At 34.9% G+C, this 17,017-nt stretch carries 17 protein-coding genes; 8 read left to right on the top strand and 9 right to left on the bottom strand.

The genetic code is table 11. The features are described 5' to 3' along the window. Positions 1-318 precede the first annotated feature (318 nt). The 3 genes from WC622_RS14830 to WC622_RS14820 are packed head-to-tail and all read right to left on the bottom strand — an operon-like array spanning position 319 to position 2,724. The gene (locus tag WC622_RS14830; protein ID WP_372820484.1) at positions 319-678 is read right to left on the bottom strand and encodes a CoA-binding protein; all 360 of its coding nucleotides are present in this window, start codon (positions 676-678) and stop codon (positions 319-321) included. 3 nt (positions 679-681) lie between these two features. After that, entirely contained in the window at positions 682-1,149 is a 468-nt protein-coding gene (locus WC622_RS14825) for a DinB family protein (protein ID WP_372820483.1), read from the bottom strand. Between the two features lie 33 nt (positions 1,150-1,182). Beyond that, the gene (locus tag WC622_RS14820; protein ID WP_372820482.1) at positions 1,183-2,724 is read right to left on the bottom strand and encodes an NAD(P)/FAD-dependent oxidoreductase; all 1,542 of its coding nucleotides are present in this window, start codon (positions 2,722-2,724) and stop codon (positions 1,183-1,185) included. Between the two features lie 214 nt (positions 2,725-2,938). On the opposite strand from WC622_RS14820, the gene WC622_RS14815 reads away from it, so the two are divergent. From WC622_RS14815 to WC622_RS14790, 6 genes are all read left to right on the top strand, one after another. Then, positions 2,939-3,520, top strand: a complete 582-nt coding sequence (locus WC622_RS14815; protein WP_372820481.1) for a LemA family protein — start codon at positions 2,939-2,941, stop codon at positions 3,518-3,520. Between the two features lie 78 nt (positions 3,521-3,598). Next, positions 3,599-4,042 (top strand): TPM domain-containing protein, encoded by a 444-nt coding sequence (locus WC622_RS14810; protein WP_372820480.1) that lies wholly within the window; start codon positions 3,599-3,601, stop codon positions 4,040-4,042. An 88-nt stretch (positions 4,043-4,130) separates the two neighbouring features. Beyond that, on the top strand, positions 4,131-4,910 hold the full coding sequence (locus WC622_RS14805; RefSeq protein WP_372820479.1) for a YgcG family protein: 780 nt from the start codon (positions 4,131-4,133) through the stop codon (positions 4,908-4,910). 79 nt (positions 4,911-4,989) lie between these two features. Further along, positions 4,990-5,382, top strand: a complete 393-nt coding sequence (locus tag WC622_RS14800; RefSeq protein WP_372820478.1) for a hypothetical protein — start codon at positions 4,990-4,992, stop codon at positions 5,380-5,382. A 6-nt stretch (positions 5,383-5,388) separates the two neighbouring features. Further along, entirely contained in the window at positions 5,389-5,931 is a 543-nt protein-coding gene (locus tag WC622_RS14795; RefSeq protein WP_372820477.1) for an NUDIX hydrolase, read from the top strand. A gap of 25 nt (positions 5,932-5,956) precedes the next feature. Next, positions 5,957-9,220, top strand: coding sequence for a S41 family peptidase (locus WC622_RS14790; RefSeq protein WP_372820476.1), 3,264 nt, complete (start codon positions 5,957-5,959; stop codon positions 9,218-9,220). Between the two features lie 77 nt (positions 9,221-9,297). On the opposite strand, the gene dnaA is transcribed toward WC622_RS14790, so the two are convergent. From dnaA to WC622_RS14775, 3 genes are all read right to left on the bottom strand, one after another. Next, positions 9,298-10,728 (bottom strand): chromosomal replication initiator protein DnaA, encoded by a 1,431-nt coding sequence (gene dnaA / locus WC622_RS14785; RefSeq protein ID WP_173272629.1) that lies wholly within the window; start codon positions 10,726-10,728, stop codon positions 9,298-9,300. 194 nt (positions 10,729-10,922) lie between these two features. Next, positions 10,923-12,470, bottom strand: coding sequence for a methylmalonyl-CoA mutase (locus WC622_RS14780; protein ID WP_372820475.1), 1,548 nt, complete (start codon positions 12,468-12,470; stop codon positions 10,923-10,925). Between the two features lie 5 nt (positions 12,471-12,475). Then, entirely contained in the window at positions 12,476-13,006 is a 531-nt protein-coding gene (locus tag WC622_RS14775; protein WP_372820474.1) for a hypothetical protein, read from the bottom strand. 91 nt (positions 13,007-13,097) lie between these two features. Here WC622_RS14775 and WC622_RS14770 point away from each other — a divergent pair, with 91 nt between their 5' ends. Both WC622_RS14770 and WC622_RS14765 read left to right on the top strand, forming a co-directional pair. Further along, the gene (locus WC622_RS14770; protein WP_372820473.1) at positions 13,098-13,451 is read left to right on the top strand and encodes a HesB/IscA family protein; all 354 of its coding nucleotides are present in this window, start codon (positions 13,098-13,100) and stop codon (positions 13,449-13,451) included. Positions 13,452-13,541: 90 nt separating this feature from the next. Continuing rightward, on the top strand, positions 13,542-14,774 hold the full coding sequence (locus tag WC622_RS14765; protein WP_372820472.1) for an ABC transporter permease: 1,233 nt from the start codon (positions 13,542-13,544) through the stop codon (positions 14,772-14,774). An 18-nt stretch (positions 14,775-14,792) separates the two neighbouring features. On the opposite strand, the gene WC622_RS14760 is transcribed toward WC622_RS14765, so the two are convergent. The 3 genes from WC622_RS14760 to WC622_RS14750 form a co-directional block, all read right to left on the bottom strand. After that, the gene (locus tag WC622_RS14760) at positions 14,793-15,530 is read right to left on the bottom strand and encodes a tyrosine-protein phosphatase (RefSeq protein ID WP_372820471.1); all 738 of its coding nucleotides are present in this window, start codon (positions 15,528-15,530) and stop codon (positions 14,793-14,795) included. Positions 15,531-15,532: 2 nt separating this feature from the next. Next, positions 15,533-16,585, bottom strand: a complete 1,053-nt coding sequence (rfbB, locus tag WC622_RS14755) for a dTDP-glucose 4,6-dehydratase (protein WP_372820470.1) — start codon at positions 16,583-16,585, stop codon at positions 15,533-15,535. Positions 16,586-16,587: 2 nt separating this feature from the next. Then, positions 16,588-17,017 (bottom strand): hypothetical protein (locus WC622_RS14750; protein ID WP_372820469.1); only part of this gene is annotated, 430 nt, incomplete at its 5' end.

Raw genomic sequence — 17,017 nt, 5'->3', positions numbered from 1 at the left:
TATTATAGTCTTAACCATACCTTAACTCGGAGCAAATCTTAAGGAAAAACAGCGTACTTTTTTTGTTTAACTTCAACCTGAGAAGTTCACGATAATTAATTTGCCTTTGATCTGTTAATCTTTGCTCTTTGCTTTTTTCTTTAGTGAGCCTGCTTGAGTGGAAAAATCCATGAGATGAACAGAAGATTGTTAATAAACCCGATATAAACGGAAATACTTTTTGCAATGAAGTATAGTTATTGAAATCTATACGAGTAGATAAAAGATTGAAATCGTAGCGGGACTAGCCATAGTATATATATATACCAACTTGCTTTTCTAATATTGGCCAATACTTAATAATACCAATGTGCAGGCTTCGACTGGTTCTATATTGTGAAGATCTAACATTTTTTCAAATTCTGGATTTTCGGTTCCTGGATTAAAAATTACACGTTTAGGTTTGGTTTCTAAAATATAATCGTAATAATTGCTTTGCAAAGCTGGTCCTATATATAAAGTAATTGTATCAATATCATGATATGGAGTCCCTTGTTTTTCGATTTTAACACCAGCGACTTCACCTTGCTTAACGCCTATATTTACAATAGAGTGTCCTTTTGATGTAAGCATATGAGCCGCTCGGTAAGCGTAACGATCTGCATTTGGGGTTGCCCCTATAATTAACGTCTTTTTCATTGGTTAAAATTTTAAAAGTAAAGCGATTTGACCCGAATGATATGCATGATGTTGAATTAATCCATTGATGAGCTGAGCGTTGTTTACGCCAGTTCCTAATTCTGGCGTTCGTTTATCCTTAACTATATTAGACCATTGGGAAGTTGGAAAATTATTAACAAGTGTAATTAACCTTTCGTTTGCTGACGTAAAATCTTTTACTGTTACCTCCCATTCTTGCGCTGATTTTTCTATTGGCATTGGCCAATCGCCTCGGGTTGGTGATTTTGCTGCTTTGCCTTCAATTCTATCTAACACTTCTTCTGTCCAAGCGGAGAGATGTAAAACCAATTCTGCAATTGAATGCGCATTAGGAATTGGATGCGTAAAAACCTTTTGAGGATCTGCCTGCAACACCAAATTTAAAGCATTACTTCCATGCCACGTATCGCCATTGTAGGCTTTTTCTAATTCGTCTACTAAATTAATCATGATAAAGAAATTATACGTATAACGTTCTAGGCACTATAATTGTTTAAAAATTGCGTTAGCACAATTAATGCCATCTATTGCTGCCGAAACTATACCACCGGCGTAACCTGCCCCTTCGGCACAAGGAAATAAACCTGTGATTTGTGGATGTTGGAGGGTTTCTTTATCACGTGGGATGCGTACTGGAGATGAGGTACGGCTTTCTACACCAACTAAAATTGCTTCATTAGTATAATAACCTTTCATCTTTTTGCCAAATAGTGGAAGTGCTGACCTTAAACTTTGAGCTACAAAATCTGGAAGAATATTATCGAGCATTACACTTTTTACTCCTGGTAAATATGAGTTTTTTGGTAAATCTATTGATAATCTATTCTCTACAAAGTCTATCATCCGCTGTGCGGGAGCTACCAAATTACCTCCACCTGCTTCGAAAGCGAGCTGTTCTATCTCAGACTGAAAGTTTAGCATTCTTAATGGATCGTAACCTTGAACATCATTTAATGTAACCTGCACTACTGTTCCTGAATTTGCATAAGGGTTATTCCTTTTAGATGGCGACCATCCATTTACTACTATTTCGTTTAAATCAGTAGCACAAGGGGCAATAATTCCTCCAGGACACATGCAAAAAGAGAATACCCCCCTGGTTTTAACCTGTTCTACCATACTATAATATGCTGGCGGTAAAAATTCACTTCTAGTATCGCAATGGTATTGAGCACTATCTATAATTTGTTGAGGATGCTCAATACGCACCCCTAACGCAAATGGTTTAGCTTCGATTAAAATATTTTTTTGATGTAATAGTTCGTAAATGTCTCTTGCAGAATGTCCTGTTGCTAAAATAACAGAGTTAGCTAAAAGTTCTTGTTGTTGATTAATAATTATTCCTTTTATTTTTCCTTCTTCAATAATGAAATCTGTCAATTTTGAATCGAATAACACTTCACCACCAGCATTTTGAATTGTTTCTCTAATCGAAGTAATGATTTGAGGCAATTTATTTGTACCAATATGCGGTCGGGCATCGATTAAAATATCTTGATCTGCTCCATGTTGTACAAATATTTGTAATACCTTATTAATATCTCCGCGTTTATTGGAGCGTGTATATAACTTACCATCAGAGTAGGTTCCAGCACCCCCTTCACCGTAGCAATAATTAGATTCTGTGTTTACAACCCCTTGTTTATTAATGACTGCTAAATCTCTTCGGCGTTGTTTTACATCTTTACCTCGTTCTACAATAATGGGTTTTAAACCATTTTCAATACATTGTAAAGCTGAAAAAAGGCCTGCAGGACCAGCACCAACAATAATAACTGTTTTAGCATTAGTTACTTTTTGAAAGGTAAAAGTATTTTCTTCAGCTATTGGGTTTTCATCAATGTAAGCCCTAACCTGCAATCGATAAATAACTTTACGAGATCTGGCATCAATTGAACGCTTTAAAATTTTATGTTGTTTGATAGTAGAGATTTCAACTTTTAGGGCTCTAGCCAAATTTTGAAGAATTACTTGCTCATTAGCAACATGTTCTGGAGCAATGGTAATTTCGATTTCTTTTTGCATATAGGTTGTCGAGTTTTTATCTCGAATACACAAAAATACAGATTTCTGTTCGCAGTTCCCAATTCACTTTTCTAGTGCAGATTTGTACCTTATTCAATAATTGGTATATTTAAATAGTCAATTATGGCAAGTTGTCAGTATTTTGTCTGTTTTCGTAACAAGGTATGAATATTGATATCTAAATTGAAATAGAAACCTAAAACAAAACAATAACATGAAAAAAGTAGTAATTGGAATAATTGCAGTTGTAGTTTTATTAGCCTTATTTAGTGGATGTGGCTACAATGGCTTAGTTAAATTGGATGAGGATGTTAAAACAAAGTGGAACAATGTTGAAGCACAATATCAACGTAGATCAGATTTAATTCCAAATTTGGTAAGTACGGTTAAGGGTGCTGCAAAATTTGAACAAAGTACGTTGACGGCTGTAATTGAGGCTCGTGCTAGTGCAAGTAAAATTACCATTGATCCTGATAAATTGAATTCAGAAAATATTGAGAAATATCAAGCGGCTCAAGGCCAAATTACCCAGGCGTTAGGTAAATTAATGGTATTAACTGAAAATTATCCTGAATTGAAAGCTACACAACAATTTAGTGATCTTTCTGCGCAATTAGAAGGAACAGAAAATCGCATTACTGTCGCTCGTAAAGATTTCAACGAATCTGTTCAGAAATTTAACACTAAAGTTAGATCTTTCCCTACTAATTTAACAGCTGGCTTATTCGGCTTCAGCGCAAAAGCTGGCTTTAAAGCTGATGCAGGAGCTCAAAATGCACCTAAAGTAGAATTTTAGTTATACAACTAACATTTTGGGGTAATGCGTGTTTATGAACTAAACATACATTACCCTTTACTTTTTAAAACAAAGAACATGTCTCTTTTCACAACACAGGAACAAGAATTAATTGCCAATGCCATTGCCGAAGCTGAAAAAGCAACTTCAGGAGAAATTAGAATTGCCATTGAGAAACATTGTCATGGTAGTGCTTTTGAAAGAGCAACTCAATATTTCGCTGAATTAGGAATGGATAAAACGGCTCAACATAACGGGGTGCTCATTTACCTGGCACATGAAGATAAAAAATTTGCTATTATTGGAGATCGAGGAATTGACACTGTTGTTCCTGCTGATTTTTGGGAAACTACACAAGTAGCAATGAAAGCTCATTTTTTAAGTGGAAATTTAGCCGAAGGAATTATTGCCGGTGTGGCATTAGCTGGCGAAAAATTAGCTTTGTTTTTCCCTTACCAAAGTGGCGATGTGAATGAGTTGCCGAACGATATTATATTTATGGATCAAGCTGAACCCAAATAACTGATGAAACCATCTTGAGCGTGCCATTTAAAACAACACGGCATGTTAATGATAGCTTCATCACGTTTTAAAAACAAACTATATATTGATGAAAAAATTAATCATCTTATTTCTTTTAACGCTTAGTTATAGTTTCAGCTTTGCGCAAGATTTTCCGGCAAAGCCGAGCACTTTAGTTAACGATTATACACAAACACTTACCACAAGTCAGATACAGCAGCTAGAGCAAAAACTGGTAGCGTATGATGATTCAACGTCTAACCAGATTGCAGTTGTCATTATGAAATCTGTAGGGGATTATGATATCAATGACTACACGCAACAGTTAGCCCAAAAATGGGGTATAGGTGGGAAAGGTAAAAATAACGGGATACTCTTATTAATCGCAATCGGTGATAGAAAAATGTCTATTCAAACTGGTTATGGTTTAGAAGGCGCTTTGCCTGATATTTATACCAAAAGGATAATTGAAAATGATATTAAGCCATTTTTTAAAGCAAATGATTACTACGCTGGTATTGATGCTGGAACAAATTCAATTATATCATTAATTAAAGGAGAATATAAAAACGACACTCCTAAAGCAAAATCTAAAGGTGGAAAAGGAAGTGCGGGCTTTATTGTGCTCATCATTATTATCATTATCGTCATAATCTTAAGAAAAGGTGGTGGCGGTGGTGGAAGTCAAGTAATTGGCGGCCGTGGTGTTGCTAATGCTCTTTTTTGGAGTATGCTATTAGGTGGCGGTCGTAGTTCTGGTGGCGGATTTGGAGGTGGTTTCGGTGGTGGAAGTAGTGGCGGAGGCGGTGGATTTGGTGGCTTTGGTGGTGGAAGTTTTGGTGGTGGTGGTAGTAGCGGAAGTTGGTAATCGACATTTTAGAGTTAAGAATTACGATTGACGATTTTCTAAGTTAGCGAATTGACTACACATATAAAACTAATAAGTCATGTACAGACGAGATTTAATTACTGCCGAAATAGAAAAGCTTGCTCAAGTTTTAGCGAGAATAATGGGTTTAAAAACTGAGTTAAAGCTAAAAGAGGCTGAAGATCTATTTAATGAAACATTAAGTTCTAGTTTCGGGTTAAACCCCTCTATTTTGTTAGAGAATGACACTGAAGGTTTCACGAATTGGCTGAAAAAATCTAACCTTACCGCCGAAAAGCTGAATGCCCTAACTGATTTCCTTTACAGCGAACTTGATTTTGAAAATAATCCGATAACATCAAATTTGTTTGCACAGAAACTAAATTTAATCTATCAATCCCTAATTGATGATCATCAAGTTGTACATTTAATTAATTTAGGAAGGCAGAAGATGATTCAACAATACCTATAAAAAAGAATGGAAATTTTAAAGTGGCAGAAATTAGCCTCAAAATATTTAGTAAGAGAAAAGTGGGCTACGCTACGAGTAGATACTTGCGAATTGCAAAATGGCACTATAAAAGATGATTATTATGTGCTTGAATATCCAAATTGGGTGAATGCAATTGCTTTAACAAAAGAAAACAAAATCATTTTAGTTCGACAATATCGCTTTGCCGCTGATATTATCTCTTTAGAAATTCCTGGAGGAGTAATTGATGAAGGTGAAAATCCTGAAACTGCAATTTTACGCGAACTACAAGAAGAAACAGGCTATACTTTCGAAACCTGCGAATTGATTGCCACACTTTATCCTAATCCGGCAACATCTAACAATAAAACCTTTACTTATTTATTAAAAGGGGGGATAAAAACTCATGAGCAGCATTTAGATGAACATGAAATCTTAAATGTAGAAGAATATACTATAGAAGAAGTACAACAATTGTTAAAAGACAATAAAATAGATCAAGCATTACATGTTGCTGGTCTTTATTATGGTTTAATGAAATTAACTTAATTACTCACCTATTTTACGCCCTTTTATGAAATTTAAACTAATTAGAACAATGCTGTGCACTACAGCATTTTCATTTAGCGCATTGTTTTCATTTGCGCAAACCAATGCCTTATGGCTTCGATATCCGTCTATATCTCCTGATGGAAAAACTATTGCATTTGGATACAAAGGAGATATCTACAAAATTAGCACCGAAGGTGGAATAGCCACTCCTTTAGTTATCTCCGAATATCACGATCAAATGCCTATTTGGAGTCATGATGGAAAAACTATTGCTTTTGCGAGCAATAGATATGGCAATTTTGATATTTTCACTTTACCTGCAACTGGCGGACCTGCAAAACGCTTAACCTTTAACAGTGCGAATGATTATCCATCAGATTTTACTATGGATAACAAAAGTGTACTATTCTCTTCAGGACATCAATCTACCGCAGCGAGTGTACGTTTCCCACAACGTGGATTATTTTTGAACCTATATACAGTAATGGCAACTGGTGGACGACCATTATTAGTGAGTGCTGCTGGAGCAGAAAATGCACATTACAATAGCAAAGGCACAAAGATTATTTTCCAAGATAGAAAAGGATACGAAGATGCTTTTAGAAAACATCATGTTTCTTCGGTAACACGAGATATTTGGGAACTAGATTTAAAAAACAATGCTTATAAAAAAATATCAGATTTTGAAGGAGAAGATCGTGAACCGGTTTATAGCTCAAATGACGATCAAATATTTTATTTAAATGAAAGAGATGGAACTCAAAACGTGTACAGTCAGCCCGCTGCTGGACCTGCCAAAAAATTAACTTCTTTTAAAGATTATCCCGTTAGGAATTTAAGCATTGCTGATAACAACACCTTATGCTTTACCTATAATGGTGAAATTTATGTGATGGCTTCCAATGGTCAACCTCGAAAAGTTAACGTAGAGATTGGAAATGAAACTAGCGCAGAGATCGAAAAAAATATTCCAATCAATACAAATATCAGCGAATTTGCAGCTAGTCCTAGTGGGAAAGAAATTGCATTTGTATCGAGAGGAGAAATCTTTGTTTCAAGTGTTGAGAATGGACAAACCAAAAGAATTACCAATACGCCACAACAAGAACGTTCTGTAAGATGGAGTCCTGATGGAAAAAGTCTTGTTTATGCTGGAGAAAGAAATGGAAGTTGGGATGTGTTCAGAGTTCAAAGAACACGTTCATCAGAACCTTATTTTTATGCTTCAACTGTGTTGAAAGAAGAAGCAATTATTGCAACTGCGGCAGAAGAATTTCAGCCAGACTTTTCACCAGATGGAAAAGAGATTGCATATGTAGAAAATAGGAATATCTTAAAGATTTATAATCTAGCTTCAAAAAACACGAGAACAGTATTACCTGAAGGACGAAATCATTCTTATAGTGATGGCGATTGGGGCTTTAACTGGAGTCCAGATAGTAAATGGCTTGTCGTGGATGATCAAAATGGCTACACATTTGCAAGTAACATTTCATTAATTAAGGCAGATGGATCCGGTCCAATTGTTCAGCCGATTAATAGTGGATTTGGGGAAAGCAGTGGAAAATGGGCAATGAATGGAAAAGCATTGACTTGGGCAAATAGCAAAAATGGAAGGAAATCTTTGGCGCAACAAGGATCTGCAGAAACTGATATTTTTATTTCCTTTTTTGATAAAGCTGCATACGATAATTTCAAACTTAGTAAAGACGAATTTAATCTGTGGAAAGAAACAAATGATGCCGCAAAGAAAGACACCACAAAAACGGTTGCTTCCAAAACACCTGCAAAAGAAATAAAAACTCCAGATAGCATTAAGAAAGTTAAAGTCCTTGAATTAAAAGATCTTGATAATCGTACGATTAAACTTACCATTAACAGTTCTTCAATTAGCGATTATGTCTTAAATAATGAAGGGAACAAACTCTTTTACTTAGCAGAATTTGAAAATGGATATGATTTATGGGTAACAGAACCTAGAACACACGACACAAAAATACTAGCCAAATTGGGTGGGTCTCCGAGTGGATTAGAAATTAGTAAAGATGGAAAATCACTTTTTGTAAGCAATAATGGCAGATTAGTTAAAGTGGATGCTGAAAATGGAAAAATATCTCCAATTAATATCAATGGTGAAATTACCTTAAACACAGTTGGAGAACGAGCTTATATTTACGAACATATTTGGCGTCAAGTAAAACAGAAATTCTATGATCCGAAATTGCATAATGTAAATTGGGATGGGTATAAAGCTGGTTACGCCAAATTTTTACCACATATTTCAAACAACTTCGATTTCCAAGAATTATTGAGTGAGTTGTTAGGTGAATTAAATGCATCGCATACCGGTGGCAGATATGCACCAAGACCAGTTGCACCTGATCAAACTGCATCAATTGGAATTTTGGAGGATGAAACTTATGCGGACAAAGGAGTTAAAATTGCAGAAGTACTAACTTCTGGACCTCTGGATAAATTTGAATCTAAAATTAAAGCTGGCTATATCATTGAAAAAATAAATGGAAATGAAATTGCTGCTGCTGATGATTGGACAAAATATTTGAACCGAGAAATTGGAAAAACAATTTTATTAAGCATTTACGATCCAATTGGTAAAACAAGATTTGATGAAGCTGTTAAAACCATTTCTGCTGGCGAAGAAAATGAATTGATGTACAAGCGTTGGGTTAAAGGAATGCGTGAGATGGTTGACAGACTTAGTGGAGGAAAAATTGGTTATGTACATGTTCGTGGAATGAATGATGGAAGTTATCGAGTAGTAGTAGATGAGGCTTTAGGGATAAACAAAGAAAAAGATGCATTAATTGTAGACACACGCTTTAATGGTGGCGGATGGTTACACAATGATCTTAACGCTTTCTTAAGTGGAAAACCTTATTTAACATTTAGCTCACAAGGTAACCCATTGAAAGGACAAGAACCTTTTAACACTTGGACTAAACCAAGTACGGTAGTGATGAGCGAAAGTAATTACAGTGATGCCTTTATATTCCCATACATCTATAAACAAACTGGTACTGGGAAATTAATTGGTATGCCTGTTCCGGGTACAGGAACTGCAGTTTGGTGGGAAACTCAAATCGATCCAACCATTGTGTTTGGTATTCCAATGATTGGTACAATTGGCAAAGAAGGTAGAACGACAGAAAACCTACAAGTTGAGCCAGATATTAAAGTTACGCTTCCTTATGAATCTTTCCTTTCTGGAAAAGATACTCAAATTGAAGCTGCTGTTAAAGAAATGCTGAGAGTGACTAAGAAATAAATATAATAGTATTCAAAAGAAAAGCCGTTCGATAATCGAACGGCTTTTCTTTTGAAGTTAATTTATTAGCAAATGAATTAACTCATTTTTAGTTTTTTCTGAATATCGTTAACGTAAGCTTTGAACTTTTTATCTGTTTCGATTAAATCTTCTACTGTTTGGCAGGCATAAATTACAGTTGAGTGATCTCTACCGCCAAAGAAAGCACCAATAGTTTTTAATGATGATTTGGTATGGCTTTTTGACAAATACATAGAAATTTGACGAGCTTGTACAATTTCACGTTTACGTGTTTGCGATTTCACCATATCAACTGGAACTTCGAAATATTCACAAACCAATTTCTGAATATATTCCATTGAAATTTCCTTCGAAGTATTCTTAATAAAGTTCTTCAACATTTGTTTAGCCAAAGCTAAATCGATGTCTTTTTTGTTTAGTGTAGATTGTGCCAATAGAGAAACCATTGCCCCTTCCAATTCACGAACGTTATTGTCAATATTGTGTGCAACGTATTCAACCACTTCTCCTGGCAATTCAATACCATCAGCATACATTTTCTTTTTAAGGATTGCAATACGGGTTTCTAAATCTGGAATTTGCAAATCTGCAGATAATCCCCATTTGAAACGGCTCAATAATCTTTCTTCTAAACCAGCTAAATCTTTAGGTGCTTTATCAGATGTTAAGATAACTTGTTTGCCCGATTGGTGTAAGTGGTTAAAGATATGGAAGAAAATATCTTGTGTTTTTTCTTTACCTGCAAAATTGTGTACATCATCCATAATGATCACATCCATTGCTTGGTAGAAATTCACAAAGTCATTAATGGTATTGTTCTTTAATGAATCTACAAACTGCTGGCAAAATTTCTCACAAGAAACATAGATGACCAATTTATCTGGCATACTGCGTTTAATCTCATTACCTATCGCTTGCGCTAAATGCGTTTTACCTAAACCTACACCACCATAAATCATTAATGGATTGAATGAGGTGCCGCCTGGTTTTGCCGCCACAGCATAGCCTGCAGAACGAGCCAAACGATTGCAGTCTCCTTCAATATAATTTTCGAAAGTATAATTTGCATTTAATTGCGGATCAACAGTCAATTTTTTTAATCCTGGTATAATAAAAGGATTTTTAATATCCTTGTTTATTGAAACAGGAATTGGCATTGATTGCATTTTCGCTTCTGCCCCATTTCCGTTAGAGGGCATGTTTGTTGTGTAAGGAGAACCGCTGTTTGACGACTTGTCAACTACGATATTATATTCTAATCTCCCTTCGTCTCCCAATTGCTTTTTTACTGTTTTACGAAGCAGACCAACATAGTGTTCCTCTAGCCATTCGTAAAAAAATAAACTAGGCACCTGGATGGTTAAAACTTTCCCCTCTAATTTAAGTGCTGATATCGGTTCGAACCACGTTTTAAAACTTTGGGTCGGGATGTTATCCTTAATTATTTGAAGACAGTTCTTCCATACTTCGGTACAAGTTTTTTCCATTGTTAATCGTTAATTTGTTGGTTTTCAGTTCTTACAAAGGCATTACGGACATGCCCTTTTGGAACATCGAATATTCAAAAAATTATCAACAAAAAGAACAAATATTTCAATTAATTTGTAAGTAGTTCAAAAGCAGTATTATAAACCACTTAACCTAAATTTTTTGTGTTGATAACTATTTTTTAACATGAAATTTAATATTCTCCGAACACATTTCGCATACAATCTGCGATTTCACCAAGAGTGGCATATTCTTCTACTGCTGCAAGAATAAAAGGCATTAAATTCTGGTCAGATTTTGCTGCTTTCTGTAAATTACTTAATGCTAAATTAACAGCACCATTATTTCGCTCAGCTTTTAACAACTTTAGCTTTTCAGTCTGTATCGTTCTTATTGATTCATCTATGTTTAAAACGTCGGTAATTCCTTCTTTCTGCTGAGTGAATTTATTAACACCAACAATAATTCGTTCAGCAGATTCCACTTCCTTTTGATATTGATATGCAGAGTTAGCAATCTCCTGTTGGATATATCCATTTTCTATTGCATTTACAGAACCACCCATCGCATCTATCTTATCTATATAAACCAAAGCCGCAGCTTCAATTTCATCCGTTAATGTTTCTACGAAATAAGAACCTGCAAGCGGATCAACTGTATCTACTACTCCGCTTTCAAACGCAATAACTTGTTGTGTACGTAGGGCGATTTTAGCCGCTGCTTCTGTCGGCAACGATAAGGCTTCATCATATCCGTTGGTATGCAAAGATTGTGTGCCACCTAACACGGCAGCCATTGCCTGATTAGTAACTCTAATTACATTGTTTAAAGGTTGTTGTGCCGTTAATGTAGAACCACCTGTTTGAGTATGAAAACGTAGCATCATTGCTTTTTCATCCGTTGCACCTAGTGATTTTGTGATGTGCGCCCACATTCTTCTAGCTGCTCTAAATTTGGCAATTTCTTCAAAAAAGTTATTGTGGCAGTTGAAAAAGAAAGATAATCGCTTTGCGAAAACATTAATATCCAATCCTTTTTCTAATGCCGCATTTAAATAGGCTTTACCGTTTGCCAATGTAAATGCTAACTCTTGAACAGCAGTTGAACCAGCTTCTCGAATATGATAACCCGAAATAGAAATAGTATTCCATTTTGGCACTTCTTTACTACAGTACTCAAAAATATCAGTTATAATACGCATAGATGGTTTTGGAGGATAGATATATGTTCCTCTTGCTGCATATTCTTTTAAAATGTCATTTTGTATTGTACCCGAGATTTCTTTCAAATCTGCTCCTTGTTTTTTAGCTAAGGCGATATACATAGCTAATAAAATAGATGCAGTTGCATTTATCGTCATTGATGTGGTAATCTTTTTTAATTCGATACCATCAAATAATATTTCAATGTCTTTTAACGAATCAATAGCTACACCAACTTTACCAACTTCGCCTTCTGCCATATCATGATCAGAATCATAGCCAATTTGTGTAGGTAAATCAAAGGCCACCGACAAACCCATTGTTCCTTGCGCTAATAAATAATGGTACCGCTTATTTGATTCTTCTGCAGTTGAAAAACCTGCATATTGCCTCATCGTCCATAACCGACCGCGATACATATCTTTTTGAATCCCTCTGGTAAATGGAAATTCACCAGGAGTTTCTGTTAAAGGTTTTGCAGAAGTATACACATCCTTTATTTCTATTCCCGATGTAGTCGTAAATTTTTTATCGCTCATAATATTTAAAATAAAGCGTGGATATCTTTTTTAAGGATATTGATGGTTAACTCGTACGGATTTTCTTCTATCGTGCTCATGTGTTGTAAGACTTTCTTACTTAAATCAACACCTGTTGAATTTTCCGGCAAGCCTTGTACAACATTGTTTATCATTGCAATTGTATCGTCTTTTAGTTTCCGAACTACGTTCCAGCTAGTTGAATCCACATACAGTTGTTGAGATATATTATGCTGATATTCTGCTTTTATTTCATTTAAAATTAAAGATTGCAATGCCGAAAGCTCAATTGCAGGCTGATGCAAGCGCACTAATAAATTAGCTGGATTAATGCGTTCTATAAAAACGATTAACCTTTCATGTGCCTGTAAACGTAAAGGAAGTAAAGCGGCACTACTTTCTTTATTCAGTTCGCTCGTTTTCAAATCAAAAAAGTGTTTAATATCATTTTTCACAAATTGATAAAATGCCATTAATCCGAAAAAGATACCAAATAGCAAAGTTATTAGTTCAATGAGATTTTGCAAACCATTCATGAGTATTGTTTAATTACAGTAATATTAATAAGGTGATAAAGGCAAAAATGTGCATTATTATTTATATTTGTAACAGATAAATTTTAAAAACATGAGTAATACTGTAGAAACTGCTTTTGCGCCTGTATCGTTTACCGAAACTGCTGTTAAAGAACTTTTGAAACTAAAAGACCAACAAGAAATTGCTGATGATTTTGGCTTACGCGTTGGTGTTGAAGGTGGTGGTTGCTCGGGCATGAGCTATGTTTTGGGTTTTGACCAAAAGAAAGAAGGCGACCAAGAATTTATAATTGACGATATTAAAATTTATATGCACAAAGCACATCAAATGTATTTGTTAGGAATGCAAATTGATTGGCAAGATGGGCTAAACTCCAGAGGTTTTACGTTTAGCAATCCAAATGCAGCAAGTTCATGCGGATGTGGAACAAGTTTCTCTGTTTAAGCATATAATATTTGTAACATTTTAATAGGTCTCGTTGTCTTAACAGCGGGACTTTTTATTTTTATCTCCACAGAATTTTATTTCTATCAAATGACCTATACCGAAAACGTAAGACTTGCGCTACAATCTATTAAAAGTAATCGCCTTCGTACAATGCTTACCGCATTAATCATAGCACTTGGTCTTATGGCGTTAGTGGGCATTCTTACTACAATAGATGCAATTAAAAAAAGTATGACCGATGCATTTTCGAGCATGGGTGCAAACTCGTTTAACATTAGAAATAGAGGTACTGGAATTAGAATTGGAGGTTCTGGTAAAAGACCAAAACCTTTTAAATCTATTCGCTATGAAGATGCGATTAAATTTAAAGAAAGATTAAATACACCTGCAACGGTTTCAGTTAGTGTTTTTGCAAGTGGTGGTTCAACCGTTAAATACGAGAAAGAAAAAACAAATCCAAATACAAGCGTACAAGGTATAGATGAGAATGGATTAGCCTCACAAGGTTTGGAACTTGCATTAGGAAGGAATTTTAATAGTGCTGAAGCTTTATCAGGGAATAACGTCTGTATTATTGGAAGTGAAATAGCAACTACGCTCTTTAAAAAAGATTCGCCAATTGATAAAATTATCACCGCTGGTAGTACCCGCTTGAAAGTAATTGGTGTTTTGGTATCCAAAGGTTCGAGTATGGGTTCTAATACCGATAGGGCTGTATATGTACCTTTGTATAAAGCAAAGTTGATTAATTCAAACGACAACCCTTCTTATACTGTAACTGTAATGGTACCAAATGCAGATTTAATGGATAATGTTATTGGCGAAGCGACTGCAGAATTTAGAAATATTAGGAAAGTTAAAGTGGGCGAAGCCAACAACTTTGAAATTACTAAAAGTGATGCTGTTGCACAAACCCTATTTGAGAATCTAATTTACATCCGAGTTGGAGGTATAGCCATTGGTGTAATCACTTTAATTGGTGCATCTATTGGTTTGATGAATATCATGTTAGTTTCTGTAACTGAAAGAACTAGAGAAATAGGAATAAGAAAAGCTATAGGCGCAAATCCAGCAGTAATTAGAAAGCAGTTTTTAATTGAGGCTGTAGTTATTTGCTTAATGGGTGGTGCACTAGGAATTCTATTAGGTATTGGAATAGGGAATTTAATATCCTTTTCTATGGGAGGTTCGTTTCTAATTCCTTGGTTATTTATTATTGGTGGATTTGCTTTATGCGTTATTGTAGGTATTGTTTCTGGTTATTACCCAGCTAAAAAAGCTTCTAAACTTGATCCAGTAGAGGCACTGCGTTACGAATAAAAGTATTCAATAAATTCTTTATAATAAGAGATTACTAATTTGGGGTTGCGATAAGATATTTTGCAACCTTTTTATAGTCAAGCTATCTTTTAAAGCATCCGCATGGCGAAGATGATGCATATCGCTTCCTAAGAAGTCTATACAATAATTATCAATTAATTCTTCTGCTGTTTGTTTACAACCTTTACCATAATATCCTGTTAAAGAAATGGTGTTTAATTGTAAAAGACAGCCTGCATCTTTAATTTGTTGGTAGCTTTCTAAAGAGCCGTTGTAATAAGGGTAACGTTCTGGATGGGCTAAAACTGGTTGATAACCAGCATGGTGAATTTTCGAAATAACTTCAAAAAGATTATGAGGAGGATTGATGTAAGATAGCTCGAAAAGCAAATAATTATTTTTGCCGAAGCTAAGCACTTCTTTTTTCTCTATTTTTTTCTCAAAAGTTTCATCTAAATAATATTCGGCAGCAGCGCTTACTTCTAAATCGATATTGTTTTTTAATAAACCTTCACGCAAAACATCAAGTGCTCTATGGATGATATCTGGTGTATTGCGAAAATAATCTGCCATGATATGAGGGGTGGCAACAAGTTTTTTAAACCCTAATGCCTTAAAACGCTTGGCCAATAATAAAGAATCGTCTAGGCTTTTTGCTCCATCATCAATTCCTGGAATGATATGCGAGTGCATATCTGTTCCAATAACTGAAAAATCAAACTCAGGTTCCTTTTCCTTTTTAAACCACCCTAACAAACTTACCTCCCTTTATATTGATTATCATAATAGGCCTGATAATTACCCGAAGTTACATTATTTAACCAATCTTCATTCTGCAAATACCAATCTACTGTTTTTGCTAAACCTTCTTCAAATTGCAAACTAGGCACCCAATCTAACTCATTCTGTAATTTGGTAGAGTCTATCGCATAACGCAAATCATGTCCAGCTCTATCTGTCACAAAAGTGATTAGTTTTGCAGATTCTCCTTCAGCTCTTCCTAATTTCTGATCCATTATTTGACATAACAAATGAATTAAATCTATATTCTTCCATTCATTATGACCACCAATATTATATGTTTGACCTGTTTTAGCATTATGAAAAATTACATCGATTGCCCTAGCATGATCTTCAACCCATAACCAATCACGTACATTTTCACCTTTACCATAAACTGGGACTGGTTTATTATTTTTAATGTTATTTATGGCTAACGGAATTAATTTTTCTGGAAAATGATGTGATCCATAATTATTAGAACAGTTAGAAATTACGATATCTAAACCATACGTATCATGGTAAGCTCTTACAAAATGGTCAGAACTTGCTTTTGATGCCGAATATGGACTATGGGGATCGTAGCTTGTACTTTCCGTAAACATTCCAGTTTCTCCAAGCGCACCATAAACTTCATCAGTTGATACATGATAAAAACGTTTATTTGCATAATCACCTTTCCAATATTCTTTGGCTGCGTTTAATAAATTCACAGTTCCAATCACGTTAGTCATTACAAAAGCACTTGGATCTGCAATAGAACGATCTACATGAGATTCTGCTGCTAAATGAATTACAGCATCAAAATTCTCTGATTTAAAAAGATTGTTTATTTCTGCAGCATTTGTTATATCAGCTTTTACAAACCTATAATTATTCTTGTTTTCGATATCTGTTAGATTAGCCAGATTTCCCGCATAGGTTAGCGCATCGAGGTTAATTATTTCATATTGCGGATAGTTATTTACAAATCTGCGGACTACGTGTGAGCCAATAAAACCAGCACCGCCAGTAATTAAAATCTTCTTCATATTTATATTTGTTCTGGTAAACCTAGCTCATGAGCAATCTTAGCCATGTTTCCGTTGTATATTTTGGTCAGCAAGTTATTCATTCCTTCTTGTAAATCAAATTGAAGGTCTTCATGCAATTTATCAAATTTCCGCAAAGTTATTAAAGTAGATTTTACAAAATAACTTGCAAAAAGTTGTTCATAATTTTTATTAGATGAAAAGATACCTGATTTAAATTGAGTAAAGGTATTATTGAAAAGAAATATCCTTAACTCAACGTCTTCAAAATTAGCTTTAGTTACCCTTAAATTATGATTAACCTGTTTAGCTAATTTACGCAAATTCACTAAAACATCCTTAGCATTTAACTTTTTTAACTCTTTTAAACTCTGCATATTTTGCAGAATGTTTTCTTTAATAGTAGCTATCCGATCACGCAGATTGCTTTCA

It is taken from the genome of Pedobacter sp. (assembly GCF_041662865.1).
Taxonomy (GTDB): Bacteria; Bacteroidota; Bacteroidia; order Sphingobacteriales; family Sphingobacteriaceae; genus Pedobacter.
Note: the sequence above shows the minus strand (reverse complement) of the source record. Positions and strands in the feature narration are given on the sequence as shown.

What these genes read in the sequence shown, in the direction of transcription:
- WC622_RS14795 (WP_372820477.1), top strand. Translation starts at nt 5,389, where the DNA reads ATGGAAATTTTAAAGTGGCAGAAATTAGCCTCAAAATATTTAGTAAGA.
- rfbB (WP_372820470.1), bottom strand. Translation starts at nt 16,585, where the DNA reads ATGAAGAAGATTTTAATTACTGGCGGTGCTGGTTTTATTGGCTCACAC.
- WC622_RS14830 (WP_372820484.1), bottom strand. Translation starts at nt 678, where the DNA reads ATGAAAAAGACGTTAATTATAGGGGCAACCCCAAATGCAGATCGTTAC.
- WC622_RS14825 (WP_372820483.1), bottom strand. Translation starts at nt 1,149, where the DNA reads ATGATTAATTTAGTAGACGAATTAGAAAAAGCCTACAATGGCGATACG.
- WC622_RS14815 (WP_372820481.1), top strand. Translation starts at nt 2,939, where the DNA reads ATGAAAAAAGTAGTAATTGGAATAATTGCAGTTGTAGTTTTATTAGCC.
- WC622_RS14810 (WP_372820480.1), top strand. Translation starts at nt 3,599, where the DNA reads ATGTCTCTTTTCACAACACAGGAACAAGAATTAATTGCCAATGCCATT.
- WC622_RS14765 (WP_372820472.1), top strand. Translation starts at nt 13,542, where the DNA reads ATGACCTATACCGAAAACGTAAGACTTGCGCTACAATCTATTAAAAGT.
- WC622_RS14775 (WP_372820474.1), bottom strand. Translation starts at nt 13,006, where the DNA reads ATGAATGGTTTGCAAAATCTCATTGAACTAATAACTTTGCTATTTGGT.
- WC622_RS14790 (WP_372820476.1), top strand. Translation starts at nt 5,957, where the DNA reads ATGAAATTTAAACTAATTAGAACAATGCTGTGCACTACAGCATTTTCA.
- WC622_RS14780 (WP_372820475.1), bottom strand. Translation starts at nt 12,470, where the DNA reads ATGAGCGATAAAAAATTTACGACTACATCGGGAATAGAAATAAAGGAT.
- WC622_RS14805 (WP_372820479.1), top strand. Translation starts at nt 4,131, where the DNA reads ATGAAAAAATTAATCATCTTATTTCTTTTAACGCTTAGTTATAGTTTC.
- WC622_RS14820 (WP_372820482.1), bottom strand. Translation starts at nt 2,724, where the DNA reads ATGCAAAAAGAAATCGAAATTACCATTGCTCCAGAACATGTTGCTAAT.
- WC622_RS14800 (WP_372820478.1), top strand. Translation starts at nt 4,990, where the DNA reads ATGTACAGACGAGATTTAATTACTGCCGAAATAGAAAAGCTTGCTCAA.
- dnaA (WP_173272629.1), bottom strand. Translation starts at nt 10,728, where the DNA reads ATGGAAAAAACTTGTACCGAAGTATGGAAGAACTGTCTTCAAATAATT.
- WC622_RS14770 (WP_372820473.1), top strand. Translation starts at nt 13,098, where the DNA reads ATGAGTAATACTGTAGAAACTGCTTTTGCGCCTGTATCGTTTACCGAA.